This window comes from Pseudomonas sp. TWI923, assembly GCF_039673365.1.
In the GTDB taxonomy this organism is placed as follows: Bacteria; Pseudomonadota; Gammaproteobacteria; order Pseudomonadales; family Pseudomonadaceae; genus Aquipseudomonas; species Aquipseudomonas sichuanensis.
In genome coordinates, this window is the sequence record NZ_JBDJLM010000061.1 from 1 (window position 1) to 25,006 (window position 25,006).

Annotated in this window: 29 protein-coding genes; 11 read left to right on the plus strand and 18 right to left on the minus strand. The window is 66.0% G+C overall.

Annotated elements, in window-relative coordinates; all coding sequences use genetic code 11:
• The first annotated feature begins 247 nt into the window (after positions 1-247).
• Together ABE459_RS19710 and ABE459_RS19715 are read left to right on the plus strand one after the other, a co-directional pair.
• Positions 248-1,564, plus strand: a complete 1,317-nt coding sequence (locus ABE459_RS19710) for an NAD(P)/FAD-dependent oxidoreductase (RefSeq protein WP_323833216.1) — start codon at positions 248-250, stop codon at positions 1,562-1,564.
• On the plus strand, positions 1,564-1,980 hold the full coding sequence (locus ABE459_RS19715) for a RidA family protein (RefSeq protein WP_110992806.1): 417 nt from the start codon (positions 1,564-1,566) through the stop codon (positions 1,978-1,980). The genes ABE459_RS19710 and ABE459_RS19715 overlap by 1 nt, the downstream gene beginning before the upstream one ends.
• Before the next feature lie 85 nt (positions 1,981-2,065).
• Here the strand turns inward: ABE459_RS19715 and ABE459_RS19720 are convergent, their stop codons facing one another.
• Entirely contained in the window at positions 2,066-2,971 is a 906-nt protein-coding gene (locus tag ABE459_RS19720) for a LysR family transcriptional regulator (RefSeq protein ID WP_125464405.1), read from the minus strand.
• Between the two features lie 347 nt (positions 2,972-3,318).
• On the minus strand, positions 3,319-3,471 hold the full coding sequence (locus tag ABE459_RS19725; RefSeq protein WP_323833214.1) for a hypothetical protein: 153 nt from the start codon (positions 3,469-3,471) through the stop codon (positions 3,319-3,321).
• Between the two features lie 406 nt (positions 3,472-3,877).
• On the opposite strand from ABE459_RS19725, the gene ABE459_RS19730 reads away from it, so the two are divergent.
• Positions 3,878-4,078 (plus strand): hypothetical protein, encoded by a 201-nt coding sequence (locus tag ABE459_RS19730; protein WP_323833212.1) that lies wholly within the window; start codon positions 3,878-3,880, stop codon positions 4,076-4,078.
• A gap of 27 nt (positions 4,079-4,105) precedes the next feature.
• On the opposite strand, the gene ureG is transcribed toward ABE459_RS19730, so the two are convergent.
• From ureG to ABE459_RS19770, 8 genes are all read right to left on the minus strand, one after another.
• Positions 4,106-4,738 (minus strand): urease accessory protein UreG, encoded by a 633-nt coding sequence (gene ureG / locus ABE459_RS19735; protein WP_125464409.1) that lies wholly within the window; start codon positions 4,736-4,738, stop codon positions 4,106-4,108.
• A gap of 11 nt (positions 4,739-4,749) precedes the next feature.
• Positions 4,750-5,424: an urease accessory protein UreF gene (locus tag ABE459_RS19740; RefSeq protein WP_125464410.1), complete on the minus strand. Its 675-nt coding sequence runs from the start codon at positions 5,422-5,424 to the stop codon at positions 4,750-4,752.
• Positions 5,424-5,969: a HupE/UreJ family protein gene (locus tag ABE459_RS19745; protein ID WP_323833210.1), complete on the minus strand. Its 546-nt coding sequence runs from the start codon at positions 5,967-5,969 to the stop codon at positions 5,424-5,426. The genes ABE459_RS19740 and ABE459_RS19745 overlap by 1 nt, the downstream gene beginning before the upstream one ends.
• Before the next feature lie 19 nt (positions 5,970-5,988).
• Positions 5,989-6,474: an urease accessory protein UreE gene (gene ureE, locus ABE459_RS19750; protein ID WP_323833208.1), complete on the minus strand. Its 486-nt coding sequence runs from the start codon at positions 6,472-6,474 to the stop codon at positions 5,989-5,991.
• Positions 6,475-6,584: 110 nt separating this feature from the next.
• Positions 6,585-8,288 (minus strand): urease subunit alpha, encoded by a 1,704-nt coding sequence (gene ureC / locus ABE459_RS19755; RefSeq protein WP_323833206.1) that lies wholly within the window; start codon positions 8,286-8,288, stop codon positions 6,585-6,587.
• Positions 8,285-8,602 (minus strand): urease subunit beta, encoded by a 318-nt coding sequence (locus ABE459_RS19760; RefSeq protein WP_125466216.1) that lies wholly within the window; start codon positions 8,600-8,602, stop codon positions 8,285-8,287. The genes ureC and ABE459_RS19760 overlap by 4 nt, the downstream gene beginning before the upstream one ends.
• A 10-nt stretch (positions 8,603-8,612) precedes the next feature.
• Positions 8,613-8,915, minus strand: a complete 303-nt coding sequence (locus ABE459_RS19765) for an urease subunit gamma (protein ID WP_110992797.1) — start codon at positions 8,913-8,915, stop codon at positions 8,613-8,615.
• Between the two features lie 11 nt (positions 8,916-8,926).
• A complete protein-coding gene (locus ABE459_RS19770; protein WP_125464414.1) occupies positions 8,927-9,760 on the minus strand; it encodes an urease accessory protein UreD in 834 nt (277 codons plus the stop codon).
• 278 nt (positions 9,761-10,038) lie between these two features.
• On the opposite strand from ABE459_RS19770, the gene ABE459_RS19775 reads away from it, so the two are divergent.
• The 4 genes from ABE459_RS19775 (at position 10,039) to ABE459_RS19790 (ending at position 13,204) form a co-directional block, all read left to right on the plus strand.
• The gene (locus tag ABE459_RS19775; protein ID WP_125464415.1) at positions 10,039-10,419 is read left to right on the plus strand and encodes a glyoxalase superfamily protein; all 381 of its coding nucleotides are present in this window, start codon (positions 10,039-10,041) and stop codon (positions 10,417-10,419) included.
• Positions 10,406-10,756: a hypothetical protein gene (locus ABE459_RS19780; RefSeq protein ID WP_258704509.1), complete on the plus strand. Its 351-nt coding sequence runs from the start codon at positions 10,406-10,408 to the stop codon at positions 10,754-10,756. Before ABE459_RS19775 ends, ABE459_RS19780 begins: the two co-directional genes overlap by 14 nt.
• A 567-nt stretch (positions 10,757-11,323) precedes the next feature.
• Positions 11,324-12,343 carry a branched-chain amino acid aminotransferase gene (locus ABE459_RS19785; RefSeq protein ID WP_258704510.1) on the plus strand — a complete coding sequence of 340 codons (1,020 nt, stop codon included), beginning with the start codon at positions 11,324-11,326 and terminating at the stop codon, positions 12,341-12,343.
• A 210-nt stretch (positions 12,344-12,553) separates the two neighbouring features.
• Positions 12,554-13,204, plus strand: coding sequence for a TIGR04211 family SH3 domain-containing protein (locus ABE459_RS19790; protein WP_323833204.1), 651 nt, complete (start codon positions 12,554-12,556; stop codon positions 13,202-13,204).
• Positions 13,205-13,324: 120 nt separating this feature from the next.
• Here the strand turns inward: ABE459_RS19790 and ABE459_RS19795 are convergent, their stop codons facing one another.
• From ABE459_RS19795 to ABE459_RS19810, 4 genes are all read right to left on the minus strand, one after another.
• Positions 13,325-14,260: a 5'-nucleotidase gene (locus ABE459_RS19795; RefSeq protein ID WP_323833202.1), complete on the minus strand. Its 936-nt coding sequence runs from the start codon at positions 14,258-14,260 to the stop codon at positions 13,325-13,327.
• Positions 14,261-14,290: 30 nt separating this feature from the next.
• The gene (locus tag ABE459_RS19800; protein ID WP_323833200.1) at positions 14,291-14,989 is read right to left on the minus strand and encodes an MOSC domain-containing protein; all 699 of its coding nucleotides are present in this window, start codon (positions 14,987-14,989) and stop codon (positions 14,291-14,293) included.
• A 67-nt stretch (positions 14,990-15,056) separates the two neighbouring features.
• Positions 15,057-15,326 (minus strand): hypothetical protein, encoded by a 270-nt coding sequence (locus ABE459_RS19805; RefSeq protein ID WP_153786415.1) that lies wholly within the window; start codon positions 15,324-15,326, stop codon positions 15,057-15,059.
• Between the two features lie 102 nt (positions 15,327-15,428).
• Positions 15,429-16,349: a LysR family transcriptional regulator gene (locus ABE459_RS19810; protein WP_258704513.1), complete on the minus strand. Its 921-nt coding sequence runs from the start codon at positions 16,347-16,349 to the stop codon at positions 15,429-15,431.
• A gap of 121 nt (positions 16,350-16,470) precedes the next feature.
• Between ABE459_RS19810 and ABE459_RS19815 the strand changes: the two genes are divergently transcribed.
• Together ABE459_RS19815 and ABE459_RS19820 are read left to right on the plus strand one after the other, a co-directional pair.
• Positions 16,471-17,205, plus strand: a complete 735-nt coding sequence (locus ABE459_RS19815) for an SDR family oxidoreductase (protein WP_323833196.1) — start codon at positions 16,471-16,473, stop codon at positions 17,203-17,205.
• A 19-nt stretch (positions 17,206-17,224) separates the two neighbouring features.
• A complete protein-coding gene (locus ABE459_RS19820; protein ID WP_125464422.1) occupies positions 17,225-17,431 on the plus strand; it encodes a 4-oxalocrotonate tautomerase family protein in 207 nt (68 codons plus the stop codon).
• A 79-nt stretch (positions 17,432-17,510) separates the two neighbouring features.
• On the opposite strand, the gene ABE459_RS19825 is transcribed toward ABE459_RS19820, so the two are convergent.
• The 3 genes from ABE459_RS19825 to ABE459_RS19835 all read right to left on the minus strand — a co-directional run bounded on the left by ABE459_RS19825 (position 17,511) and on the right by ABE459_RS19835 (position 20,971).
• Entirely contained in the window at positions 17,511-18,845 is a 1,335-nt protein-coding gene (locus tag ABE459_RS19825; protein ID WP_323833193.1) for an MFS transporter, read from the minus strand.
• Positions 18,846-18,873: 28 nt separating this feature from the next.
• Positions 18,874-19,944 (minus strand): C45 family peptidase, encoded by a 1,071-nt coding sequence (locus ABE459_RS19830; RefSeq protein ID WP_125464424.1) that lies wholly within the window; start codon positions 19,942-19,944, stop codon positions 18,874-18,876.
• A 109-nt stretch (positions 19,945-20,053) separates the two neighbouring features.
• Entirely contained in the window at positions 20,054-20,971 is a 918-nt protein-coding gene (locus tag ABE459_RS19835; protein ID WP_323833190.1) for a LysR family transcriptional regulator, read from the minus strand.
• Positions 20,972-21,258: 287 nt separating this feature from the next.
• Here ABE459_RS19835 and ABE459_RS19840 point away from each other — a divergent pair, with 287 nt between their 5' ends.
• A complete protein-coding gene (locus ABE459_RS19840; RefSeq protein ID WP_323833188.1) occupies positions 21,259-22,980 on the plus strand; it encodes an amidohydrolase in 1,722 nt (573 codons plus the stop codon).
• 10 nt (positions 22,981-22,990) lie between these two features.
• Here the strand turns inward: ABE459_RS19840 and ABE459_RS19845 are convergent, their stop codons facing one another.
• Positions 22,991-23,872 (minus strand): LysR family transcriptional regulator, encoded by an 882-nt coding sequence (locus ABE459_RS19845; protein WP_323833186.1) that lies wholly within the window; start codon positions 23,870-23,872, stop codon positions 22,991-22,993.
• Between the two features lie 144 nt (positions 23,873-24,016).
• On the opposite strand from ABE459_RS19845, the gene argC reads away from it, so the two are divergent.
• Positions 24,017-24,946, plus strand: coding sequence for an N-acetyl-gamma-glutamyl-phosphate reductase (gene argC / locus ABE459_RS19850; RefSeq protein ID WP_323833184.1), 930 nt, complete (start codon positions 24,017-24,019; stop codon positions 24,944-24,946).
• Positions 24,947-25,006: the final 60 nt, after the last annotated feature.

Below are 25,006 nucleotides of genomic sequence, written 5' to 3' on the forward strand. Positions count from 1 at the left end.
GTGTTTTTTTTAATTTAAAAATCTTTTGGGTCTGGTGGGCAACCCGGGGGGGGGGGGGGGGGGGCCGGTTTGGGCCGCGGGGGGGGCCCCCCCCCGCTCCCACAGCACACACCCCCTTCGCCAATTTATCGGCAAGCCCCAGCTAAATACTATTTTCGCGATTTACCAGCCATCCCTAGTCTGGCCCCAGGCAACGGCGGTCCTCCCAACCGACCTCAACAACAACCGCCTGAACAAGGGCTCGGACATGACACTGAACAATTACCAAATCGACACCCTCGTGGTCGGCGCCGGCCAGGCCGGCGTGGCCATGAGCGAACACCTGAGCAAGCTCGGCGTGCCGCACCTGGTACTGGAGCGCAACCGCATCGCCGAGGCCTGGCGCACCGGCCGCTGGGACTCGCTGGTGGCCAACGGGCCAGTATGGCACGACCGCTTCCCGGGCCTGGAATTCGACCTGGACGCCGACGCCTTCGCCGGCAAGGACCAGGTTGCCGACTACTTCGAACAGTACGTACGCAAATACAACCTGCCGGTGCGCACCGGCGTGGAAGTGAAGAAAGTGGCGCGCAACCCCGACCGCCCGGGCTTCACCATCGAAACCAACCAGGGCGTGATCCACGCCAACCGCGTGGTGGCCGCCACCGGCCCGTTCCAGAAGCCGGTCATTCCGGCCATCGCGCCAAAAGATGAACGCCTGCACCAGATCCACTCGGCCGCCTACTTCAACCCCGAGCAACTGCCCGCAGGCGCGGTGCTGGTGGTCGGCGCCGGCTCGTCCGGCGTGCAGATCGCCGAAGAGCTGATGCGTGCCGGGCGCCAGGTGTACCTGTCGGTGGGCGCCCACGACCGCCCACCGCGCAGCTACCGCAACCGCGACTTCTGTTGGTGGCTGGGCGTACTCGGTGAGTGGGACGCGGAAATCGCCAAGCCCGGCCGCGAACACGTGACCATCGCCGTGTCCGGCGCCCGCGGCGGCCACACCGTGGACTTCCGCGCCCTCGCCCACCAGGGCATGACCCTGGTCGGCCTGACCCAGTCGTTCGAAGGCGGCGTGGCGCGGTTCCAGGACAACCTGGCCGACAACATCCAGCGTGGCGACGAAAACTACCTGGCCCTGCTGGATGCCGCCGACGCCTACATCGAGCGCAACGGCCTCGACCTGCCGCCGGAACCCGATGCGCGCAAGCGCCTGCCCGACCCGGACTGCATCAGCAACCCGCTGCGCGAACTGGACCTGGCCAAGGCCAATGTCACCAGCATCATCTGGGCCACCGGTTACGGCGTGGACTTCAGCTGGCTGCAGGTCGACGCCTTCGATGCCAACGGCAAGCCACAGCACCAGCGCGGCGTGTCGAAAGAGCCGGGCGTGTACTTCCTCGGCCTGCCCTGGCTGTCGCGCCGTGGCTCGTCGTTCATCTGGGGCGTATGGCACGACGCCAAGCACGTCGCCGGCCATATCGCCACCCAACGCACCTACCTGGCCTACCGCGACCGCGACCAACGCACCGCGGATGGGCAGAACATCTCGATCAGCAACCTCAGCACCCTCGGAGCCCACTGATGCCAACTCATACCCGTATTCGCATGTTCAACACCAAGGCCACCTACCCCAACCAGGCCCTGGACAATGACCTGTGCCAGGCGGTCCGCGCCGGCAATACCATTTATGTACGCGGCCAGGTCGGTACCGACTTCGAAGGCCGTCTGGTCGGCCTGGGCGACCCACAGGCCCAGGCCGAGCAGGCGATGAAGAACGTCAAGCAACTGCTTGAAGAGGCCGGCTCGGACCTGTCGCACATCGTCAAGACCACCACCTACATCACCGACCCACGCTTCCGCGAGCCGGTTTACAAAGAAGTGGGCAAGTGGCTCAAAGGCGTGTTCCCGATTTCCACCGGGCTGGTGGTGGCGGGCCTGGCCCAGGCTGAATGGCTGATGGAAATCGATGTGATCGCGGTGGTGCCGGATCAGCAGTAAACCGCTGGAATGCAATCGCGGGGCAAGCCCGCTCCCACGACCTGCCGCAGCGCAGCGTGGGAGCGGGCTTGCCCCGCGATGCTTTCTAGAACTTGGCCAACTCTTCCCGACAGAACTCCACGAACAGCTGTGCCGGCTTGGTCAACTGCACTCGTTTCAGGTGCGCCGCGGCCAGCCCCGACAGCGTCACCGGCTCGGCAATGTCCAGCATCACCAGGCGCTGGCCGTCATAGGTGAACTCCGTATGCGGCCGGGTCACCAGCAGCGAAAAGCCGAAGCCCTGCCCCACCATCCCGCGCACCATTTCGATCGACGGCGAACTGAAGACGATATTCGGCGTGAGCCCCAATTCGTTGAACAGGCTGACGAAATAGGTACGGCTGGGCGCCACATCGAGCAGGATCATCGGCTCCGGGCACAGGTCGCGCAGCGACACCTGGGCCTGGCCGGCAAAGCGGTGTTTCTCCGGCAACAGCACGTAGGGCTTCTGCGGCGGCATCAGCGGCTCGGCTTCGATGGTGCCGTCCAGGTCATGGTCGTAGAGGAACGCCAGGTCGAAGGTACCGGCGGTCAGGCCCTGGATCAGCTCCTGTTGCTCACCGTCGCGCAGGCGGATGTCCACCCCGGGGTAACGTGCGCGAAAACCGGCGATCAGCCGTGGCAGGTACAGCGGCGCCACGGTCTCGAAACAGCCGATATCGATATGCCCGGCCACCGTGTCATTGTCGGCCAGGGCGTTCTGCTCGAACTCGTGGGCCATCTGCAGCAGGGCGCGGGTCTTGGCGTAGAAACGCTTGCCGCTGGGGGTCAGCGACACGCCTTGGGCGTGATGACGAATGAACAGCTGTACGCCAAAACTTTCTTCCAGGCTCTTGATCGCCGTGGAGATGGACGGTTGGGCGATGTACAACTGACGCGAGGCTTCGGCAACGCTGCCGGCCTCTACGGTGGTGACGAAGTACTTGAGTTGACGCAAGGTGTATGAAGCCATGGGTACCTCTATGGCGCCGTGGTCGGCACGCTGGGATTTTTCCCACAAGCTTACTCTGTGTGACGGGGTCTCGGACGGCTGCGGCAGGCAAGGATTAACCTAGGGGTTGAGCATATTAATCGTTGCGGTGGACTTGGCCCTCGCTACGATTTTCGAATACTGGATAGAACCTCCCGACGGCCCCGGAACATCCCAGGACCGCCGAACGGCTTCAAACGGCTGCCGGCGTTACAGGTCAGGGCCTGCAGTCGAACTCAGCCATTGGCACGCAGGCATTACCGATCAGTTTGTGGCTTGCAGCACAGGGAGATTGATCATTGGGTGATGCGCTACGCGACCGAGACGACTCAGTCGAAGTCAAAGTCAGGCTGGCATTGGCCCATTGGGGTCAGGTATGTGCCTTCTGGGCAAGGGGGAATGCTCATATCAGTCACATAAGCGTGGGCCAGTTGGGTCAGGCCAGCAGTTGTCAACAGGGCGATCAGGACGAGCTTTTTCATACATGTTTCCTTGAATGGGATTATCGGGACTTACCTACGGCGGGCGGATCGTCTTACTCCACCCACCGAAAGTACGACAGACTTTATCCAGCAGCCCAGTCAGTGAAGATAGGTAAAACCCCACACGCCTCCTGGAAACCCTCCGCCACCCTGTAGGAAAAGCGCGTCAGCCACAACGCAGCGTCCATAGCACAGGCCACACCCTGTTCGCAGTGCAGATCGGCACCTGCAACAGCGCCGCCCCAGTCGACCACTCCGGTGCATTTTCCTACGACACTAGAAGAAACCCCTCGCTCCCAATCAAGCAATGGCCGAATAGATTTGCCTCGGTCGCAGAAGCGTCTGTGACCAATAACGTCAAAAAGCCACATCGTGCGTCGAACAGCGCTTACCCAAGGAGATCTGCATGCTGAAACCTCTGATGATGATTATCCTGCTAACCACCACCTGCCTGGCACAGGCCGGGTTGCACAACCAACTTGCCCTGTTTGCGCCAGGGCAGACCGATGGCCCGCCGATGTCGGTCGGGACCTCGGCAGGCCTGCCATGCGAGTCAGGCTTCAAGCTGGTTGGTAACGACTGCGAGCCTCTCGCCGAATTTGAGTGACCCTTTCACCAACCTACAGGCCCGGAATCAGCGCAACTTGGCACTTCCCCCCAACATGCCGCGCTCGACGATGAAATCGATCACCGCCTGCAACCCTTCTCCCTTCTTCAGGTTGCTGAAGGTCCAGGGCCGCTCGGGGCGCATACGATTGGTATCGCGCTCCATCACCTCCAGCGAGGCGCCCACATAGGGCGCCAGGTCTGTCTTGTTGATCACCAGGAAATCCGATTTGGTGATGCCTGGCCCGCCCTTGCGCGGGATCTTCTCGCCTTCGGCGACGTCGATCACGTAGATGGTCAGGTCGGCCAGCTCCGGGCTGAAGGTCGCGCTGAGGTTGTCGCCGCCGCTCTCGACAAAGATCACTTCAAGGTTACCGAACTTGCGCGCCAGCCCTTCCACAGCCGCAAGGTTCATCGAGGCATCCTCACGGATCGCAGTGTGCGGGCAGCCACCGGTTTCCACGCCGACAATACGCTCAGGCTCCAGGGCACCGGCTTCGGTGAGGATGCGCTGGTCCTCCTTGGTGTAGATGTCGTTGGTCACCACAGCGATGTGATAGTGATCACGCATGGCCTTGCACAGGCATTCGAGCAGCGCGGTCTTGCCGGAGCCGACCGGTCCACCGACACCGACACGCAGGGGTTGCTGGTAGTTTTCCATCTAGGCAGTCCTCAGGAACGGAACAAACGGGTGTATTGGGTTTCGTGGCGTGACGAAGCGATGGCCAGCAGCGGCAGGCCACCGCCGAGCTGGTCGTCTTCCAGCGCCAGGGCTTGATCGAGTACTGCGGGTAATTCCTCGCCCAGATCACGCAGCAGGCTCTGCGCCGCTTGCTGGCCGAACGGCACCAGCTTGACCCCGGCCATCACCGCCCCCTCCAGCCAGGCAAAGCCAAGGCCGAGGGCGAGCTGGCGCAGCGGGATCGACCAGTGCGCGCCAAGCCAGGCCATGCCGCCAAGCTGGCTGAGTTCAAGGCTGGGCCGCCAGGCCGGCGCCTGGCCCAGTTGCCAGCCATCGAGCAGGCGCGCCAGGGCGCTGCCGCGCTGCTGCTCTTCGAGGCGCAGCTCGGCGGTTTCGCGGTTGGCCAGCAGAAAGCGGCTCCAATGCGCAAAGGCTTGGGCGTCGCCCGCCTGGCAGGCACGGTACAGGCGCGCCAGCAGCGGCCAGTCGAGGTAGCCGAGGGTGTCGTGCAGTTGTTCACGCTGCCAGGCGGCGAAGCTGGCGGTATCTCGTACCCAGCCGGCTTCGACCGCCCACTCCAGGCCCTGCGAGTAGGTAAAGCCCCCCACCGGCAGGCCGGGGCTGGCCAGCTGCAGCAGGCGCAGCAGCGCCAGGTCGCTGTTCATCAGCCTGCCAGCACCAGCGCGGCACCGGCCAGCAGGCCGCCGCCGAAGGCCTTCTGCAAGCCGGCATGGCGGCGCAGCAGGCAACCGACGGCAAAGCCTGCGGCCAGCAGCAGGCCGCTGACGGTGACGAAGCCGGCGCTGAACTGCCAGAACGCGCTTGGCGTGGCCTCGACGCCATGGGCCCAGCCATGGAACAGGGCGAACACCGGCATGATCAGCGACAGCAGCAGTTGGCGGCTGGGCAGCAGCATGGCCGCGGCGGCCACCAGCAGGGAGCCGAGGATCATCTGCTCCATGCCGACCACATCACCGAACAGATGGCCGCACACCGCGCCGCCGAACATGGCCGCCAAGGTGGCCAGCGGCAGGGCCAGGGTGCGGCCGGTCAGCGCGGCAAGCACGCCGGTGCCGAGCAGCATCAGCAAATGGTCGAGGCCGGTCAGCGGGTGCAGAAGGCCATCCTGCAAGGGGTTGGTGTCGTGGCCTGGGTGGGCGAAGGCCGGCAGGGCCACCATCAGCAGCATCAGGGCGAAAGTCTTTTTCATGGTCAGCTCCAGGAGGTGTTCAGGAATGGGCTTGCAAGCGCACGAAGGGATGGTCGTGAGCGTGGCTGTGGCTGTGCGGTGCGCTCTGGTAGGCGCCGGCCTCGGGTTCGAACGGCGCCTGTTCGGCAGCCACCGTCAGCCCCAGGCCACGCAGCATGTCGTCGAGCACATGGTCATGCTGGTAACGCAGCAAACCCGGCTCGATCTGCAACGGCACATGGCGGTTGCCCAGGTGGTAGGCGGCGCGCGCCAGCAGGTGCGGGTCGCTGCAACGCACGGTCGATACCGCTTCGGGCGCGGCGAGCACACGAATCACCTGGCCACCTTCGGCATCGGCGAGCAGCTCGCCACCGCGCAGCAGGTGGCCGCGTTCGAGCATCAAGCCGGCATCACGGCCGTCGTCGAGGGTCACGCGCAGGCGGCTCTTGATCCGGCTGTCGACAGTCAGGGTGACGCTGCCGGTCACGGTTTCGGCGTCGGCGACCCGGCGGGTTAGTACGATCATGTTCACTCCTTTCAATCAAATCGGTCTTGCGGGCCTGGGGACGTGGGAACGGCGGTGCCACCCATCGCGGGGCAAGCCCGCTCCCACAGATACCCGTCCAGCCAAACCATTCAAAACAGGAAATAACGCTGGGCCAGCGGCAGTTCGCTTGCCGGCTCGCACACCAGCAGCTCGCCGTCGGCACGTACCTGGTAGGTCTGTGAGTCGACCTCGATCACTGGCTGCAGGGTGTTGTGCAGCATGTCTGCCTTGCGCACCTGTCGGCAGCCACGGGCCACGCCGATCAGGCTTTGCAGCTTCAGTTCCTCGGGCAGGCCACGGTCCATGGCGGCCTGGGACAGGAAGGTCATGCGCGTGGCATGCCGCGCCGTGCCCAGGGCACCGAACATCGGACGGTAGTGCACCGGTTGTGGCGTGGGGATCGAGCCGTTGATATCGCCCATGGGCGCGGTGACGATCATGCCGCCCTTGATCACCAGCGCCGGCTTGACCGCGAAGAACGCCGGTGCCCACAGCACCAGGTCGGCCAGCTTGCCCACTTCCACCGAGCCGACCTCGTGGCCGATGCCATGGGTCAGCGCAGGGTTGATGGTGTACTTGGCGATGTAGCGCTTGACCCGGAAGTTGTCGCTGTAGCTGCTGTCCGGCGCCAGTGGTCCGCGGCGCAGCTTCATCTGGTGCGCCACCTGCCAGGTGCGCAGCACCACCTCGCCGACCCGGCCCATGGCCTGGGAGTCGGACGAGGTCATGGCGAATGCGCCCATGTCGTGGAGGATGTCCTCGGCGGCGATGGTCTCGCGGCGGATGCGCGACTCGGCGAAGGCCACGTCCTCGGCGATGCTCGGGTCCAGGTGGTGGCAGACCATCAGCATGTCCAGGTGCTCATCGACCGTGTTGACGGTGTACGGCAGGGTCGGGTTGGTCGACGACGGCAGCACGTTGGCCTGCCCCGCCGCGCGGATGATGTCCGGGGCATGGCCACCGCCGGCACCCTCGGTGTGGAAGGTGTGGATGGTACGGTCGCCTATGGCGGCCAGGGTGTCTTCGATGCAACCGGACTCGTTCAAGGTGTCGGTGTGGATCGCCACCTGGATATCCATTTCTTCGGCCACGCCCAGGCAGCAGTCGATTGCCGCCGGGGTCGAACCCCAGTCCTCGTGCAGCTTGAGGCCCACCGCACCGGCAGCGATCTGCTCGCGCAACGCCTCGGGGCGCGAGGCGTTGCCCTTGCCCAGCAGGCCGATGTTGATCGGCAGGCTGTCGGCGGCCTGGAGCATGCGCGCCAGGTACCAGGGCCCGGGGGTGCAGGTGGTGGCGTTGGTGCCGGTGGCCGGCCCGGTGCCGCCACCGATGAAGGTGGTGACGCCGCTGGTCAGTGCTTCTTCGACCTGCTGCGGGCAGATGAAGTGAATGTGCGAGTCGATGCCACCGGCGGTGACGATCTTGCCCTCGGCGGCGATGACCTCGGTGCCCGGCCCGACCGCCACGGTCACACCGGGCTGCACGTCGGGGTTGCCGGCCTTGCCGATTGCGGCGATGCGCCCGTGCTTGACGCCGATATCGGCCTTGACGATGCCCCAGTGGTCGATGATCAGCGCGTTGGTCAGCACCAGGTCCATGGCCTCGGCCGCCAGCATCTGGCCCTGGCCCATGCCGTCGCGGATCACCTTGCCGCCGCCGAACTTGACCTCTTCGCCATAGACCGTGAAGTCTTTCTCCACCTCCACCCACAGCGCGGTGTCGGCCAGGCGCACGCGATCGCCGACGGTGGGGCCGAACATGTCGGCATAGGCCCGACGGGAAATACGGCTCATACCTTGCTCTCCAGCGCGCCCATGACCTTGCCCTGGAAGCCATACACTTCACGCTTGCCGGCGTAGGCCACCAACTGCACGGTGCGCGCCTGGCCCGGCTCGAAACGCACGGCGGTGCCGGCCGGGATGTCCAGGCGAAAGCCCAGGGCCGGCTCGCGCTCGAACACCAGGCAATCGTTGACTTCATAAAAGTGGTAGTGCGAGCCGACTTGCACCGGCCGGTCGCCATGGTTGGCCACACTGACGCTGACCGTGGCGCGGCCGACGTTGAGTTCGATGTCGCCGGCGGCGACCTGGACTTCTCCGGGGATCATGGGCAGCACCTCAGACGATAGGGTCATGCACGGTCACCAGCTTGGTGCCGTCGGGGAATGTGGCTTCGACCTGGACGTCGTGGAGCATCTCCGGCACGCCGTCCATCACCTGTTCGCGCACCAGCACTTCGCGGCCCAGGCTCATCAGCTCGGCCACCGTGCGGCCATCGCGGGCGCCTTCGAGCACCGCCGCGCTGATCAGCGCCACGGCCTCCGGGTAGTTGAGCTTCAGGCCACGGGCCAGGCGCCGTTCGGCCAGCAAGGCGGCAGTGAACAGCAGCAGTTTGTCTTTCTCTCTTGGGGTCAGCTCCATGGAGGCTCTCTTCAGGTGGCCCAGATGCGCGGCGGGCACGGCGCCAGGCCGAGCACGGCCGGGCGCAGCAGGTGCCAGAGGCGCTGCAGGTGGTGTTGCAGGTGTTGGTTGTCATGGTCGAGCAGGCGAATCACCAGCAGTTGCCCGAGCAGGGTCGCGCCGGCTGGCGTGGGCAGTTCATCCAGCAGTGCGCGCACCTGCTCCAGCACCTGTGCGTCCGCGGGCGCTGCACAGAAGGTGGCGAGCAATGGGTGGCCGCCGAGCTTGTCCAGGCGCCCGCCGTCGATGCGCAGGCGCTCGTGCAAGCCGGGGTCGTCGGGCAGTTCGATGCACAGTCGGCTGTCGAGGGCGCCCTGCTCGAACCGTTCATTCATCACCGGGCGGCCCAGGCACAGGGTTTCCCAGGCCAGCAGGCGGGCACCGGGCGCCAGGGTGAAACGGCTGTCGAGGCTGGCGCGGGCGCCATTGAAGAAGATGCTGTCCTGGGGCAGCCACTCCAGGGTGCTGCCGGCCGCCAGGTGGAAGCGCTGCGCCAGCCGTGCGGTCGGGCCGATACTGCGGTAGAACTTGCTGGCGCCGGGCATGGTCAGCAGCGCATGGCTGCCCGCTTCAAGGTGAATGTCCAGCTCCAGGCGGTCACCGGCGACGATGCCGCCGGGCGGGTGCAGCACATAAACGTGGCATGGTGCGCCCTCGGGGTAGAACGGCCGCTGCACCAAAAGAGGTCCGACATGGCGGCGCGCACCAAGCCGGGTCACGCCCTCGCGCTGGACGAAGCGCAGCTGCAGGTGCGCGCTCCAGCCCGCCTGCTCGTCGTGTGCCGTGTGCTGCTCCGGCAAGGACATCCCAAACCCCCGTCATCCGTGGCCTGGGCCGCTCTGGCGTGGCGTCTTGAACACCATGCCAGCGCGGCTGCCTGACCAATCGATCAAAATTGATGAACGGGATGTTGCAGGTTGCAGGCCAAGTAATCAGATGAATCCGAATGAATTTTCCTACTATGCATTCAATCGACGCTGCCACGGGCCTCGCACTGCGCAAATGCGGGGCAAAAGCGCGCCCTCAAGCGGTGCCGACGGCGTTACACTCACGCCCCAGGAAAATGCACAGCACAGGAGCTCCGATGCAATTCGCCGCTGCCATCCCCATCCTGCGGATCTTTTCGGTCGACAAGGCCCGGGAGTTCTACCTTGATTTCCTCGGTTTCACCCTCGACTGGGAGCACCGTTTCGCCGCCGACCTGCCGCTGTATATGCAGGTCCATCGCGACGGGCTGATCCTGCACCTGTCCGAACACCACGGCGATGCCACCCCGGGTTCGGCGATTTTCGCCCGAGTCGAAGACCTCAAGGCCCTGGAACGGGAACTGCAGGCCAAGCAGTACGGCTACTCCCGCCCGCATGCCGAAAAGGTCGACTGGGGCCTGGAAATGCAGATCGCCGACCCGTTCGGCAACCGCCTGCGCTTCTGCCAGCAGATCGACGAGTCCGATGGCCAGCAATAAACGCGCGCTGGCGCGCCTGGAGCGGGAAATGGTTGCCTGCCTCACCGAGGCCTGCGCCACTGCCCAGGCCGAGATCGTCGGCTTTGCCTGGCTCACCCACCAGGTCGACCTCGACGACTTCCCCGCCAGCCTGCGCATCACCTGGGTGTTCACTGATGACACGGCCAAGGCCGATGCCCTGGCTGGTGCGGCCAAGGCGCGGATACTGGCGCTGACCAGCCAGGCACTGGCCGAGGCCGGCGTGCAGTTGGACCATGTGGGCTGGCATGTGCGCTATGACAGTGAAGAGGCCTGCTGGCGCGATCATGGCGGGGACTGGAATCGGCGGTTGCGCTGAGTTTGTGACCATTTTGGATCGTGTGAGGGCTGGCAGGTGCATGGCGATAGATCTGCAGCGCTCTCAAGATCGAGCGCCGCCCGCGCGGCGCATCGCTGGCAAGCCAGCTCCCACAGTTTATTTCGGGCCAATTATTCCTGTGAAAGTACCGGCGCCTGCCTTGGTGCATGTCTTGAGTCATGTGTGGCGGCGGCAACGCCCACGCTGAAACCGCGTCGTACCAACAAGGCGGACAGCGATGAGCTTGCAGGAGTGACTAGCCCGAAACAGATGTGGGAGCTGCGGTTCGCCGCTGCGGCTTGCCAGCGATGCGCCGCGCGGGCGGCGCTCGATCTCATAGGCGCTGCAAAAACACCGACGAACACCTGGTGGCTCTCACTCAATCTCCCGGCAGGCACCTAGCGGCCCAACTCAAACCCTGAATCAACCAACAACCCAGCCACCACCCAGCCACCCCCCAGCCAATTCGTGACTGGCCGTTTCCGATCCGCGCCGGATGTATTAAGGTGGCGTGGTGCGCATATAACAGCAGCCCGCCGTGTTCGGGCTTTGAGCTATGAGGGTGTCATGAGCAACGCAAGCATTAACTGGGACAAGCTGGGCTTCGACTACATCAAGACCGACAAGCGTTACCTGTCCGTATGGCGTAACGGCGAGTGGGACAAGGGCACCCTGACCGACGACAACGTGCTGCACATCAGTGAAGGCTCCACCGCCCTGCACTATGGCCAGCAATGCTTCGAGGGCCTGAAGGCTTACCGTTGCAAGGACGGCTCGATCAACCTGTTCCGCCCCGACCAGAACGCCGCTCGCATGCAGCGCAGCTGCGCCCGCCTGCTGATGCCGCACGTGCCCACCGACGTGTTCATCGATGCCTGCAAGCAAGTGGTCAAGGCCAACGAGCACTTCGTTCCGCCGCACGGCAAGGGTGCCCTGTATCTGCGCCCGTTCGTGATCGGCACCGGTGACAACATCGGCGTGCGCACCGCGCCCGAGTTCATCTTCTCGATCTTCGCCATCCCGGTGGGTTCGTACTTCAAGGGCGGCATGAAGCCGCACAACTTCCAGATTTCCAGCTTCGACCGTGCCGCCCCTCAGGGCACCGGCGCGGCCAAGGTCGGTGGCAACTATGCCGCCAGCCTGCAGCCGGGCGCCGAAGCGAAGAAAGCCAACTTCGCCGACGCCATCTACCTGGACCCGCTGACCCACACCAAGATCGAAGAGGTCGGCTCGGCCAACTTCTTCGGCATCACCGCCAACAACGAGTTCGTCACCCCGAAATCGGCTTCGGTACTGCCGGGTATCACCCGCCTGTCGCTGATGGAACTGGCGCAATCGCGCCTGGGCCTGACCGTGATCGAAGGCGATGTCGAGATCAACAAGCTCGACCGCTTCATCGAAGCCGGCGCCTGCGGCACTGCCGCGGTGATCACGCCGATCGGCGGCATCGAGTACAACGGCAAGCTGCACGTGTTCCATGACCTGGAAAAGGTCGGCCCGGTCACCCAGAAGCTCTACAACGAGCTGACCGGCATCCAGAGCGGTGACGTCGAAGCACCGGCTGGCTGGATCGTCAAGGTCGCCTGATCCGGCGCGTTGACAAGAACGGGGCAGGCCAGCGATGGCCTGCCCCGTTTTCGTTTATGTGTACATCCGGCAACACTCTGTAGGCATTTCCTGCACTAAGCAGTGAACCTGCCTACAAAAAAGCGGTCTTTGGCTGACGGTCAATTCACCCGACCGGATCGCCGGCCCAGTCATCGGGCCTTCATTTGCCCCGTTTCAGCGAAGACCACCATGCCAGACAAGCAGCCCGCCAACTCCGCCCTCCCCGCCCTGCGCGGCAGCCTGATCGCCGCCCTGATCGCCCTCGCCGCCCCGGCCCATGCCGAAGAGCCGGCCAGCGATGCACGCTGGGTCAGCGACAGCCTGAGCACCTACGTGCGCAGTGGCCCCACCGATGGCCACCGGATCGTCGGCTCACTGAAGTCGGGGCAGAAAGTCAGCCTGGTGACCAGCCAGGGCAACTACAGCCAGGTGCGCGGCCAGAACGGCGACCTGGTGTGGATCCTCAGCAGCGACCTGCAGGCGCTGCCGGGCCAGAGCGAGCGCCTGCCGCAGCTCGACCAGCAGGTGGCCGACCTGTCCGGCCAGTTGAAAACCATCGACGACAGCTGGAAGAGCCGCGTGCAAGGCATGCAAGAGACCTTGGACTCGCGCAAGGCGCTGATCGACGAATTGGAAACCCGCAACAAGGCGCTCAACGAGCAACTCGCCGAGGCCCAGTCGAACCTGCGCGATACCCAGGCCCGGTTGGGGGATGAAAACAAGCAGGTGATGATGCGCTACATGGTCTACGGCGGCAGCATTGCCGGTGCCGGGTTGCTGCTGGGGTTGATCCTGCCGGCGCTGACCCGGGGGCGAAAGCGTAACGACCGGTGGTTCTGAGGCGATCTTCTTTACGCCCCATCGCGGGGCAAGCCCGCTCCCACGCATTTGCATGCTCCCAGGAAGCGGGAACTCAGCCCACGTGGGAGCGGGCTTGCCCCGCGATGAGGGTCGATCATGTCACGCCGAACGGTTGGTCACCCCAAACGGCACATGCACCGACGGCACCACCGTGCTGGTGCTTTTCAAATGCCCGGACTGGTCATCGAAGAAGATGTGCGGCTTGAGCACCTGCAGCACCCGACGTTTCTCGATGCCACCGAGGAAGAACGCATCGTTGGCCATCACCCCCCAGCTCTTCAAGGTGTTCAACGCCCGCTCGTGGGATGGCGCGTTGCGCGCGGTGACGATCGACACCCGCAGGCGGTTCTCGTAGCTGGGGTGGGCCAGTTTGAACTGTTCCTCCGCTGCCTGTATCCGCGCAATGCGCACGAAGAACTCCTTCAGCGGGCCGGGGTTGTGCGGCTGGGCCTTGTTCAGCACTTCGTGGGCATGGAAGCTGCCCAGCCCGCCCGACTGCATCACCGCCTCCGACTCGTCCCCGGCCAGCACGCCATCGAAGTCGAAGGCGATGCGCAGGTTGTCGTCGCTTTCGTCGTCATCGAACTGCGAGTCGAGCACCTGCCCGGCCGGGTAGCCGGCCTGGATCGCCGCGTCCACATGCTGCTTGTCGGCGGACAGGAACAGCGCGATGTTCAGTGCCGGGATGTATTCATAAGGCGAGCGGCCCTGGGTGAAGATCGCCCGGGTCATGTTCAGCCCGTAATGGCCGATGGTCTTCATCACCCGCAAACCGGTGTCGGGGTCGTTCTGCGACAGCAGCACCACCTCCACCAGCGGGTCCTCCGGGTCTTCGCGCAGGTCATTGAGCGCCAGCAGGCGCTTGATGAACGGGTAGGCGATGCCCTTGCCCAGCGGCACGTCCAGGTGCTGCTCCTGGTATTTGCGGTACTGCGCTTCGCCGTCGCGGCGGAACACCGCATCGGCTTCGCTGAGGTCAAACACCGCGCTTGACGCGACACCAATCACCAGGCGGTCGTCCAGTTCGAAGGGCATGCTGGATTCCTTGTCTTGTAGGGCAGATGTTCAGGTGTCGCTGCGCCCCTGCAGGCGCGACGACCAGTCTTCGACCTGGCGTTGCGCCAGGCGCTTTTCCAGGGTCCGCCGCCAGTTCGGTACCAGCGGCAGCGCCAGGCATTCCTGCAGCAGTTCAGGCTCCAGGCATTTGTCGAACAGCACCGCCGACAGCCGCGCCACCGACCATAACCCGTGGGGGCGTTCGACCAGTTGCAGGCTGTCGCCCGCCTGCACCTCGCCTTCCTCCACGACCCGGTAGTACCAGCCGGTGCGCCCGCTCTGCTGCACCCGCAGGGCCATCTGCGCCACGTCGAAACGCTCGTTGAGTTTCCAGCACGGCATGCGCCCCTGGGAGATTTCCAGCAAGGCGGTGCCTACCCGGATGCGGTCGCCCAGGCAGACATCGGCCTCGGTCCAACCGGTGCTGCTGAAGTTTTCGCCAAAAGCGCCGGGCTGCGCCAACAGCGGGTGCTCGCCCAGCTCGGCAGCCCAAGCGGCGTAGTGTTCACGGGGATAGTGATGGATGGCTTTCTCGACCCCGCCGTGTACGCGCAGGTCCCCTTGTTCGTCGCCCACGATACCCAGCGCGGTCACCTGCAAGGCGCCCTGGCGGGGCTGCTTGTCGATAGCGCTGTGCGAGCCTGGGCGGGTGAAGGGCCGGGCGATACCGGTGAGCAGGCTGTCGAGGCGCGGGCTGGACGGGATCATGGGAAGCTCTCGTGAGATGACCCAAGCGAGCTTACACGAGACCCCGCGCCCTCCCAAAGGCTCCTGGCTACTTGCCGCGCGCTTTGTTGTAGATGGTCTTGGCACGGTCGGCCGAGGCCTGACACTTGGCCATGTCACCGCTGGCCTTGGCGTCCTTGGCTTCCTTGAGCAGGTTATGGTAGTCGTGCGCCATACCGCCATGCAGCGCCTGGCCATCGGTTTTGCTGATGTACTCCAGGTCATTGATCTTGGCATCGCAGTTGGTCGCCGCGCTGTCCTCGGCCTGTGCGGCAAAACTCAGTACCGAGGCAATCACTAGCAGTGTCATGGATTTCATGGAGCGTTCTCCTGGGAAATAGCCGGACTGCTGAAAGGTCGGCGGCACAACGCGCCGACGCAGCGACAAGAATAGTGCTCCAGCACACGCCCTGCGCGGGCTTCAGCCAAACGGCAGAGGCCGTTCGCTGAGCAGGAAATCAATGAACACGCGCACCTTCAACGGCATGTGCCTGGCCTGCGGGTAAACCAGCATGAAGGGCCGCGAGGTGCCGCCAAAATCCGCCAGTACCTCCACCAGTTCACCGCTGTCCAGGGCGTCCTGCACAGTGAAGCGGTAGGCCTGCATCAGGCCGCCGCCGTGACGCACCAGTGTGCTGGTGGCGAGGAAATCGCCCAAGCAAGTGAAGGCGCCCTGGGTGTCCAGCTCGATCAGTTGCCCGTCGCGCTGGAAGCTCCAGGGCGGGCGGCGCCCACTGCTGGGCATCTCGAACTGGATGCAGTCGTGCCCGGCCAGGTCATCCGGTGTCTGCGGCACCCCCGCCCGGGCCAGATAGCCCGGGGTGGCGACGATCACCAGCTCGGCATCCTCCAGGCGTCGAGCCACCAGCCGCGAGTCAGCCGGGGCGCGGCCGCGGATGGCCAGGTCGAACTGCTCCTCGGCGAAATCGACATTGCGGTTGCTGACGTGCACATCCACCAACACCTGCGGATAGCGTTCGCGAAAGCGCGGCAACAACGGCAGCAGGCGGTGGTGGGCATAGGGTGTCGGCGCGCTGATGCGCAGCCGGCCGCTGGGCTCGAGCTGCCCGCCCGTCACCTGCCGCTCGGCCTCCACCAGTTGCCCCAAGGCCTGGCGGCATTGCTGGTAGTAGGCTTGCCCGGCCTCGGACAGGCGCATCTGCCGGGTGGTACGCACAAACAGGCGCACGCCCAGGCGCTCTTCCAGGCGGGCCACCGACCGGCTCACGGCGGCAGGCGTGACACCGGCCAAGGTGGCCGCCTCGGTGAAGCTGCCGGCGTCGGCGGCAAGGCAGAACAGCTCCAGGCTGCCCAGTTGCAGGTCATCGAAATGGCGGGTCATGGCGGCTCGATTAATTACACGGTGTATCGATTGAAATGCCATGCGCCTCATTTTTCAAGCGAGCGTTGCAACTTACAGTGATTCCACCCCGAGCCAAGGCTCATCCACTGGAGATCACCCCATGAGCAACCCACGCACCGTCATCATCACCGGCGCATCCAGCGGCCTGGGCTTCGCCCTCGCCCAGGCCTTCCTCGAACGCGGCGACAACGTGGTCGGCAACGCCCGCAGCCAGGCGCGCCTGGACGCCGCCGCCGCGCAGTTGGGCAACCCGGCCGGGTTCGTCGGCGTGGCCGGCGACATCGCCGAAAAAGCTACCGCCGAGCGCCTGTTCGCCACCGCGCTGGAGGCCTTTGGCCGGGTGGATATCCTGGTCAACAATGCCGGCATCTTCATCCCGAAACCGGTGGTGGACTACAGCGAAGCTGACGTCGATGCGTTGGTCGGCACCAACCTCAAGGGCTTCTTCTACCCTGCCCAGGCCGCCGCGCGGGTGATGCAGCAACAAGGGCACGGGCACATCATCGCCATCACGGCCTCGATCGCCCTGCAACCCGATACCCGGGTACCGGCGCTGCTGCCGGTGCTGGTCAAGGGCGGCCTGAACCAGGCGGTCAAGGGCCTGGCTTTGGAGCTGGCGGGCAGCGGCGTGCAGGTCAACGCCGTGGCCCCGGGGATCATCGACACCCCACTGCACGGCGGCCAGGCCGAAGGGCTGGGCGCGCTGTCGCCGAGCGGCCGTACCGGCCAGCCGCAGGATGTGGTGGACGCCGTGCTGTACCTGACCGACGCACGCTTCGTCAGCGGCGTCATCCTGCCCGTCGACGGTGGCAGCACCGCCGGCACCTGGCACTGAACACGCAGAGGATCGAACCATGCCTTATGTCCATATCCGCGTCACCGATGAAGGCGTCAGCGCCGAGCACAAGCGCCAGTTGATCGAAGGCACCACGCGACTGTTGCAGGAGGTGCTGGGCAAACCACCGGCCAGCACGTTCGTGGTGATCGAAGAGGTGCCCACCGACAATTGGGGGGTGGGCGGCGAGACGGTGACGGCGTTGCGCCAGCGCGAGCGGGGTTGAAGCCATTCGCTTGCAGGAGCGGCTTTAGCCGCGAAGCAAGCGGCCCCGGCCTTGCCGGGGTTCGCGGCTGAAGCCGCTCCTACAGGGACCGCGCAGAGCTTGAGACTTGCCGGCGCAGCGTCGGCGCGGGCGCCTCGTCGATCTGCGCCGTGCTCAACCACGCCGTCTCCCTGAGCATCAACGAACACACCGCCACCAGCGCCAGCGCCGCTGCCCCGTACAACGCCACACCCAACGGGTCGTGGTTGGTGAGGATGAGGATCGCCGTGGCAACGCTGGATGCCGTGCCCCCGCCCAACGCCGCGCCGATCTGATAGCTGGCGGAAATCCCCGAATAGCGCATCTCGCGCGGGAACTGCTCGCCGAGGAACGCCGGGATCGGTCCCTGGGTCGCGCCCATCAGCAGGCCGACCAGGCTGTAGGCGCACAGCGCTATGGCAAAACTCTTCATGTCGACCAAGGCAAAGAAGGCAAACAACCCCAGCGCCATCACCAAGGCACCGAACACCATCACCGGGCGCCGCCCGAGGCGGTCGGACAGGTGCCCGAACAGCGGCGCCGACAAGACGATGGCCACCGACAGGGTCAGGTCGAACATCAGTGCCTGGGTGCTGCCGAACCCGGCCTGGGTGGCGTAGGTGAGAAAGAAGGTGCTGCCGATGTAGGCGATGGTGCAGTAGCCGAAGGCGATGCCGGTGCACAGCAGCAGTTGCCGGGGCCGCTGGCGCAGCGCTTCGGCCAACGGTGCCTGCGCCGGCTTAGCCGCAGGCGCGGCAAGCGACATGGGCGTCTTGAGCCGCGCATACAGGCCGATCAGCACCAGGCTGCCGCCGAGCCAGAACGGAATGCGCCAGGCGAAATCCACCAGGTTGTCGTTGGCCGCGGCGCTGACGATGGCGAATACCCCGGCGCCGAGAATCCCGCCGACGCCGATGCCCATGCTCGTGAAGCTGCCCCACAGCCCGCGCCGTCCGGGTGGCGCCGACTCGATGCCGAACAGCGCCGCGCCGCCCCACTCGCCGCCGGCGGCGAAACCCTGGATCAGGCGCAACAGCACCAGCAGCACCGGCGCGGTCACGCCGATGCTGGCGTGGCTGGGCAGGCAGCCGATCAGGAAGGTACTCAGGCCCATCAGCAGCAAGGTGGCGACCAACACCTTCTGCCGGCCTATGCGGTCGCCGTAGTGGCCGAACACCAAGCCGCCCAGAGGCCGGGCGAAGAAGCCGGCACCAAAGGCGCTGAACGCCACCAGGGTCGCCGTCAGGTGGTCGAGCCCGGGGAAGAATACCTGGGGGAAGACCAGCGCGGCGGCGGTGCCGTAGATGATGAAGTCGTAGAACTCCAGCGCGGTACCCAGGCCGGAGACGCAAAAGGTCCGCAAGGCGGAGCGGGATGAAGCGGTGTGCGCATGCATTGTTTTTATTCTCGGAATGCAGGTGGGCTCAGAAGCGTTGGAAGCCGGCCTTGGCCAGTTGCAGCGGGGTGCCCGCCACGTAGTCCAGCGCGCAATGTTCGGTGTCGATGCCGACGCTGAGCAGGGTTTCCCAGCGCTCGGTGTCGGGCATGGCCATGTCCGGATGGAAGCAGATCGGCGCGCTGTCGCCGGCCGCGCCGCACATCGCCTCGGCACGGGCGCGCAGGTCGGCGTCGGTCATCTGGCCGATCACCTGCTGCAGATGGCCCAGGCGTCCGAGGGTGTCGGCGCGGTCGGCGACCTGCTCGCCCTGGCTCAGCTGGGGGTCGAGGAAATGGTTGGTGTGCAGCAGCCAGCCATCCTCGCGGGGCAACACCAACGCCGTGCGCTCGGGGCTCAGTTCGATGCTCACCGCGCGCGGGCTGCGGTCCTCGCGGGAAAACACGGTGAGCACGGTGGACGCACTGACCCGCGCCGAGCGCGCCAGCTCCACGGCCTCGTCGACGCTGCGGGCGTCTTCCAGCAGGCGCCGGGCGATGGCATGCACCGGCACGCCGCCGCTGGCGTTGTCGCTGGCGTGGTGGAGGATGTTGAAATGCAGGCCTAGGCCTGCGCTGTTCACCCCCAGCTTGGCCAGCATGCCGAACTCGCAGAACAGCTTGACCTGCATGCCGCGCGCCGTGTGCAGCCCGAGCATCAGGCCGTGCGGGCACAGGCTGTCATGCCAGTCCCAGGTCTGCAGGGTCTGCGGCGCTCGCGCACCGCGCGGGGCGTGCACGCTGGTCGAGCATTCGTGGTGGCGGGTACGGGCGGCCAGGACTTCGGTACGGGCGTTGAGGGCGGCCAGTTGCCACAGCGGCAGGTCGGCGCCCTTGGCCATGCCGATCACCTCGGCGGCCAGCTCCGGGCTCCAGGCCTCCAGCGCGGCCAGGCTGTTTTCGCCGATGCGCTGGGCCTCGCCCAGGCTCACGCCGACCCTGGGGAAGAAGCCCAGGTACAGCTCGGTGGTGTGGCGGACTTGCTCGGCGAACAGCGCGCCGAGCTGCGCACCGCGTGCCAGCGGGTCGCGGATGTCGGTGACGAAGGTGTGGATCTTCACTGCGGGGAACTCCTGGTACGGCAGGCTCGATGTTCAGACAAGCCTAACCACGCCGCCGCAGGCGATCATCGCCCTGCCCCGCACAACTTTTGTGCCCAGGCGGAAAAACTCAGGCGTGCAAACCTTGCTCACGCAAGTGCTCATGCAGCAGGGCGATGAAAGCCTGCACCTTGCGCGTATTACGCCGGTGCGGCAGGTACAGCACGTGCACCCAGGGGCCGAAGGCGCTCAGGGCGCGCCAGTAGTCTGGCAGCACCTCGACCAGCTCGCCGCGGGCCAGGTACGGCGCCGCGCACCAGGTGGGCACGAATTGCAGGCCCTGGCCGTCGAGCAGGCAGGCCAGCAGAAAATCGAAGTTGTCACTGAGCAAGCGCGGGGTGGGCTGGCGTACCCGCAGGGCCTGGCCGTCGCGCTCGATCCACCAGAAACTGCGGTTGAGCAACGGGTGGCGCAGCAGCAGCCAGTCGTGCTGGGCGTAGTTGTCCAGGGTGATGTCTACGCCGCGCCGCTGCAGATAGGCTGGGCTGGCACAGAGGATCACTCGGTTCTCGATCAGCGGCTGGGCGATCAGCTCGGGCTGGTCGGTGGGGCCGTCGCGCAGCGACAGGTCGTAACCGCCGTCGATCAGGTCCTCGTTGGCGTCGTTGAGGTTCACCTCCAGGCGCACCTGCGGGTGTTCGCCCATGAAGCGGCAGCACACCTGGTTGAGAAACGCCGGGCCGAACGAGGGTGGCGCGGTGATGCGCAGGGTGCCGCGCAGTTCATGCTGCAACTGCTCGACCTCCTCGGTGACCAGCTGCAGATGCATCAAGGCCTGGCGCGCGCCGTCCAGGTACAGGCTGCCGGCCTCGGTCAGGGCCATGCGCCGGGTGGTGCGTTCGAACAGGCGCACACCCAACTCCGCCTCCAGGTGGGCAACGGCCTTGGTGATCGCCGACGGCGTCTTGCCCAACTGCTCGGCGGCGCGGCTGAAACTGCCGTGCTCGGCGGCGGCGACGAAGATGGTCAGGGCCGTCATTTTGTCCATGGTTGGTTCCTGTCAGGCACAAGTGGGAGTACGAAGCAGTATCCATCCAGAGCCGAGGTGTGGGCAAACAGCGGGCCGCTTCGCGACCCTATCGCCGGCAAGCCGGCTCCCACACCGACCGCGTCAGCCTCATGCCTAGTGGTGTACCTGTGGGAGCCGGCTTGCCGGCGATAGGGCCACGTCGCACTCTTTCCCCAACGCAAAAAGAGTTGTGCCCAAGACTGCGTTTAACCGATCCCCCAGCTTGGCTAGCCTGCGGCCTGATCAAAACAACAACGAGGCACCCGATGAAGCCGCTGCTCACACTCGCCCTCGGCGCAGGCCTGGCCTGCACCGCCCTGCCCGGCCTCGCCGCCGTGGACCTGATCCTGCACAACGCCAAGGTCTACACCGCCGCGCCCGGTCAGCCGTTGCAGCAGGCCGTGGCGGTGGACGGCGAGAAGATCGTCGCGGTGGGCTCGGACCAGGCCGTGCTGCGCCTGAAAACCGCCGGCACGCAGGTCATCGACCTGGGCGGCAAGGTGCTGATGCCGGGCATGCTCGACTCCCATTCCCACGCCATCAAGGGCGGCCTGCAACTGGAGCTGGCCAACCTGGCCGGCGAGCAACTGCCCCTCGACGAGCTGGAGCGGCGCCTGCGCCAGTGGCGCGACGACGGCAAGGCCCGGCGCGGCGAGTTCCTCAGCGTCGGCGGCCTGCCACCGACCTACTGGGACGATCTACCGGCCCTGGAGCAGCGCTTCAATCACGGCGAGTGGGCCACGCAACCGATCCTGTTCGCCGCCAACGACATGCACACCGGCTGGGCCAACCAAGCCATGCTCCAGCGCGCCGGGGTGAATGCCGCCAGCATCGCCGCCCTGCCCGAGGACGCCCGCAATACCATCGGCCGTCACCCGGACGGCACGCCCAATGGTTTCCTGGTCGACGCCAGCCTGTACCCGGTCACTGATCTGCTGCCACCGCTGAGCCGGGACACCTTGCTGACCGCCGGTCGCATGGCCCTGGACTACTACAAGCAGCTGGGTATCACCGGCTGGATGGACCCACTGGCAAACGAGCTGCCGGGCGCCGACGTGAACAACGACTCCCTGGGCGTGCTGCCGGTGTACAAGGCCCTGGCCGAAAACGGCGAGCTCACCGCCCACGTCGCCGCGCTGCTGATGGCCGACAGCAAGGCCGGCCCCGCCGACCTGGACGAACTGGACAAGGTGCGCCAGCAGTTCATCGACGTACCCAACCTCACCCTGCCGGGCATCAAGGTGTTCGCCGACGGCGTGGCCGAGATGCCGGCGCAGAGCGCGGCGATGCTTGAGCCCTACCGCAACTCCGGGCAACGCGGCGAACTGCTGCTGGACCCGGCGCATTTCGGCGAGCTGGTCAGCGCCGCCGATGCCCGTGGCTGGCTGGTGCACGTGCACGCCATCGGTGACCGCGCGGTGCGCGTGGCGCTCGATGGCATCGAACAGGCGCGGCGCGCGCGTCACAGCGGCATTGCCCATTCGATCACCCACCTGCAGATGGTCAGCCCCAAGGAGTACGCGCGTTTCCGCCAGCTCGACGTGATCGCCTCGATGCAGCTGTACTGGGCCAGTGCCGACGAGGCCAACCTCGACCTGGTCAAGCCCTACGTCAGCGCAATGGCCTTCATGCACACCTTCCCGGCCCATTCGCTGCTGAACAACGGAGCGACCATCGCTGGCGCCAGCGACTGGCCGATCAGCACCCCGGAGCCATGGAAGGCCATCTACCAGGCCATCACCCGCAAGGGTCCCAAGGGCGTGCTCAACGCCGGCGAAGCCATCGACCTGCAGACCATGCTGCAGGCCTATACCCTCAACGCCGCCCGGGCCATGGGCCTGGAGCGGCAGGTCGGCTCGCTGGAAGTGGGCAAGCAGGCGGACATGATCGTGCTCGACCGCGATGTGCTGAGCCTAGCCCCGCAGGTGCTGCGCGATACCCAGGTGCTGCAGACCTGGTTCGCCGGCAAGCGTATCTACGCACGCTGAGGCGGCGGCATCATTGGCGCAGGCGCTCCAGCGCCTCCAGCACGTGTCCGATGGCGCGCTCCGGCTCGCCCTCGCGACAGGCGATACCGAGCTGGCGCCACAGCCCCGGGCGCAAAGGCCGCCGGAGCACACGCGGATCGTGCTGCGGGCCTTCACCCTCCTGGGGCAACAGGGTCGCGCCGTACCCCGCGCCCACCAGGCTCTTGATCGCGTCGTTGAAATTCAGTTCGATGCGTGGCTCGGGGTAGAGCCCGGCGGCGGCGAACCACTCCGAAGTCACCCGCGACAACTGCGTGGTGCTGTCGTTGAGGATCAGTGCCCGCCCGGCCAGCCAGGCCGGCGTGACCCGCGCCGGCGGGCGCCAGTCGGCGGGCACGTAGGCCAGGATCGGGTCGCGGCGCCAGGGCGTCAGTTTCAGCCCCTTGCCTGCCACCTGTGGCAACGCCACCAGGCCGATGTCCAGGGTGCCTTCGCGCAGACGGGCCAGCGAGGCCTGCGAGGTCAGCACCTGCACCTGGACATCGATACCTGGGTGGTCCACCCGCAACGCCTCCAACGCCTGCGGCAGCAGATGCGCGATGGCGCCGGTCGATGCGCCCAGTCGCACCCGCCCGGTCAGGCCCTCGACCTGCCGACGTACTTCATCCAGCGCCTGGTCGGCGTCGGCCAGCAGCCGCCGGGCACGGGCCAGCAGGGTTTCGCCGATGGCGGTCGGGCGTACCTGGCCCCGGGTGCGGGTGAGCAGGGGCGCGCCGATGCGTGCCTCAAGCTCGGCCACGTGCAGGCTGATGGTCGGCGGTGCCAGATTGAGCTGGCGGGCGGCGTCGGCGAAGGAGCCGTGTTCGGCAATCACCACCAGGGTGCGCAGGCGGTCGAGGCTGATTTCTCGCATGGGGTTTCCCGCTCCCACAATGTAGGGTTCAATACAGGTGTTATCGTTCAGGATTAATGAACTTGACGATCATGATATTCAAATTTTCTTTCGTCCAGCCGCAAGCGAGGATACGCCCACTCCCCTCCACCACGGACACACTCCATGACCCTGCCCCTTGTCTTCATCGACGGCGACCAAGGCACCACTGGCCTGCAGATCCACGCGCGCCTGCAAGGCCGCCAGGACCTGCGCCTGCTCACCCTGCCCGAGGCCGAACGCAAGGACCCAGCGCGGCGCAGCGAGGCGATCAACAGCGCCGACATCGCCCTGCTGTGCCTGCCCGATGACGCTGCCCGCGACGCTGTGGCGACGCTGCGCAACCCGGCGGTACGGGTGATCGATGCCAGCTCCGCGCACCGTACCGCGCCAGGCTGGGTATACGGCCTGCCGGAGCTCGACCAGCACCAGGCCGAGCGCATCGCCGCCAGCAGCCGGATCAGCAACCCCGGCTGCTACCCCACCGGCGCCATCGCCCTGCTGCACCCGCTGGTCAAGGCCGGGCTGCTGCCAGCGGACTATCCGCTGAGCATCCATGCCATTTCCGGCTACAGCGGCGGTGGCCGGGCGGCGGTCGAGCGCCATGAACAGCCCGCCGAAGGCTATCTGCCAACCTTGCAGCTGTATGGCCTGGAGCTGGCGCACAAGCATGTGCCGGAAATCCAGCAGCACGCCGGGCTCAGCGCCCGCCCGCTGTTCGTGCCCGGCTACGGCGCCTATCGCCAGGGCATCGTCCTGAGCATCCCCCTGCAACTGCGGCTGTTGCCCGGCGTCACCGCGCAACAACTGCAGGCCTGCCTGGAGCAGCACTACCAGGGCGCCCGCCATGTGCAGGTGCTGCCCTTGCATCAGCAAGGCCCGGCCCCGGCGCTTGACCCGCAGGCGCTGAACGACAGCAATGACCTGCGCCTGGCGCTGTACGCCAACCCCGAGCACGGCCAGGTATTGCTGACTGCGGTGTTCGACAACCTCGGCAAGGGGGCCTCGGGCGCTGCAGTGCAGAACCTCGACCTGCTGCTGGCTGGGCTGCGCTAGCCACACCGGGTAAACTGGGCGCCCGCCTCGTTCGAAGCGGGCGTTTCAGCCCACCCGGAG

What these genes read in the sequence shown, in the direction of transcription:
- ABE459_RS19710 (WP_323833216.1), top strand. Translation starts at nt 248, where the DNA reads ATGACACTGAACAATTACCAAATCGACACCCTCGTGGTCGGCGCCGGC.
- ABE459_RS19715 (WP_110992806.1), top strand. Translation starts at nt 1,564, where the DNA reads ATGCCAACTCATACCCGTATTCGCATGTTCAACACCAAGGCCACCTAC.
- ABE459_RS19720 (WP_125464405.1), bottom strand. Translation starts at nt 2,971, where the DNA reads ATGGCTTCATACACCTTGCGTCAACTCAAGTACTTCGTCACCACCGTA.
- ABE459_RS19725 (WP_323833214.1), bottom strand. Translation starts at nt 3,471, where the DNA reads ATGAAAAAGCTCGTCCTGATCGCCCTGTTGACAACTGCTGGCCTGACC.
- ABE459_RS19730 (WP_323833212.1), top strand. Translation starts at nt 3,878, where the DNA reads ATGCTGAAACCTCTGATGATGATTATCCTGCTAACCACCACCTGCCTG.
- ureG (WP_125464409.1), bottom strand. Translation starts at nt 4,738, where the DNA reads ATGGAAAACTACCAGCAACCCCTGCGTGTCGGTGTCGGTGGACCGGTC.
- ABE459_RS19740 (WP_125464410.1), bottom strand. Translation starts at nt 5,424, where the DNA reads ATGAACAGCGACCTGGCGCTGCTGCGCCTGCTGCAGCTGGCCAGCCCC.
- ABE459_RS19745 (WP_323833210.1), bottom strand. Translation starts at nt 5,969, where the DNA reads ATGAAAAAGACTTTCGCCCTGATGCTGCTGATGGTGGCCCTGCCGGCC.
- ureE (WP_323833208.1), bottom strand. Translation starts at nt 6,474, where the DNA reads ATGATCGTACTAACCCGCCGGGTCGCCGACGCCGAAACCGTGACCGGC.
- ureC (WP_323833206.1), bottom strand. Translation starts at nt 8,288, where the DNA reads ATGAGCCGTATTTCCCGTCGGGCCTATGCCGACATGTTCGGCCCCACC.
- ABE459_RS19760 (WP_125466216.1), bottom strand. Translation starts at nt 8,602, where the DNA reads ATGATCCCCGGAGAAGTCCAGGTCGCCGCCGGCGACATCGAACTCAAC.
- ABE459_RS19765 (WP_110992797.1), bottom strand. Translation starts at nt 8,915, where the DNA reads ATGGAGCTGACCCCAAGAGAGAAAGACAAACTGCTGCTGTTCACTGCC.
- ABE459_RS19770 (WP_125464414.1), bottom strand. Translation starts at nt 9,760, where the DNA reads ATGTCCTTGCCGGAGCAGCACACGGCACACGACGAGCAGGCGGGCTGG.
- ABE459_RS19775 (WP_125464415.1), top strand. Translation starts at nt 10,039, where the DNA reads ATGCAATTCGCCGCTGCCATCCCCATCCTGCGGATCTTTTCGGTCGAC.
- ABE459_RS19780 (WP_258704509.1), top strand. Translation starts at nt 10,406, where the DNA reads ATGGCCAGCAATAAACGCGCGCTGGCGCGCCTGGAGCGGGAAATGGTT.
- ABE459_RS19785 (WP_258704510.1), top strand. Translation starts at nt 11,324, where the DNA reads ATGAGCAACGCAAGCATTAACTGGGACAAGCTGGGCTTCGACTACATC.
- ABE459_RS19790 (WP_323833204.1), top strand. Translation starts at nt 12,554, where the DNA reads ATGCCAGACAAGCAGCCCGCCAACTCCGCCCTCCCCGCCCTGCGCGGC.
- ABE459_RS19795 (WP_323833202.1), bottom strand. Translation starts at nt 14,260, where the DNA reads ATGCCCTTCGAACTGGACGACCGCCTGGTGATTGGTGTCGCGTCAAGC.
- ABE459_RS19800 (WP_323833200.1), bottom strand. Translation starts at nt 14,989, where the DNA reads ATGATCCCGTCCAGCCCGCGCCTCGACAGCCTGCTCACCGGTATCGCC.
- ABE459_RS19805 (WP_153786415.1), bottom strand. Translation starts at nt 15,326, where the DNA reads ATGAAATCCATGACACTGCTAGTGATTGCCTCGGTACTGAGTTTTGCC.
- ABE459_RS19810 (WP_258704513.1), bottom strand. Translation starts at nt 16,349, where the DNA reads ATGACCCGCCATTTCGATGACCTGCAACTGGGCAGCCTGGAGCTGTTC.
- ABE459_RS19815 (WP_323833196.1), top strand. Translation starts at nt 16,471, where the DNA reads ATGAGCAACCCACGCACCGTCATCATCACCGGCGCATCCAGCGGCCTG.
- ABE459_RS19820 (WP_125464422.1), top strand. Translation starts at nt 17,225, where the DNA reads ATGCCTTATGTCCATATCCGCGTCACCGATGAAGGCGTCAGCGCCGAG.
- ABE459_RS19825 (WP_323833193.1), bottom strand. Translation starts at nt 18,845, where the DNA reads ATGCATGCGCACACCGCTTCATCCCGCTCCGCCTTGCGGACCTTTTGC.
- ABE459_RS19835 (WP_323833190.1), bottom strand. Translation starts at nt 20,971, where the DNA reads ATGGACAAAATGACGGCCCTGACCATCTTCGTCGCCGCCGCCGAGCAC.
- ABE459_RS19840 (WP_323833188.1), top strand. Translation starts at nt 21,259, where the DNA reads ATGAAGCCGCTGCTCACACTCGCCCTCGGCGCAGGCCTGGCCTGCACC.
- ABE459_RS19845 (WP_323833186.1), bottom strand. Translation starts at nt 23,872, where the DNA reads ATGCGAGAAATCAGCCTCGACCGCCTGCGCACCCTGGTGGTGATTGCC.
- argC (WP_323833184.1), top strand. Translation starts at nt 24,017, where the DNA reads ATGACCCTGCCCCTTGTCTTCATCGACGGCGACCAAGGCACCACTGGC.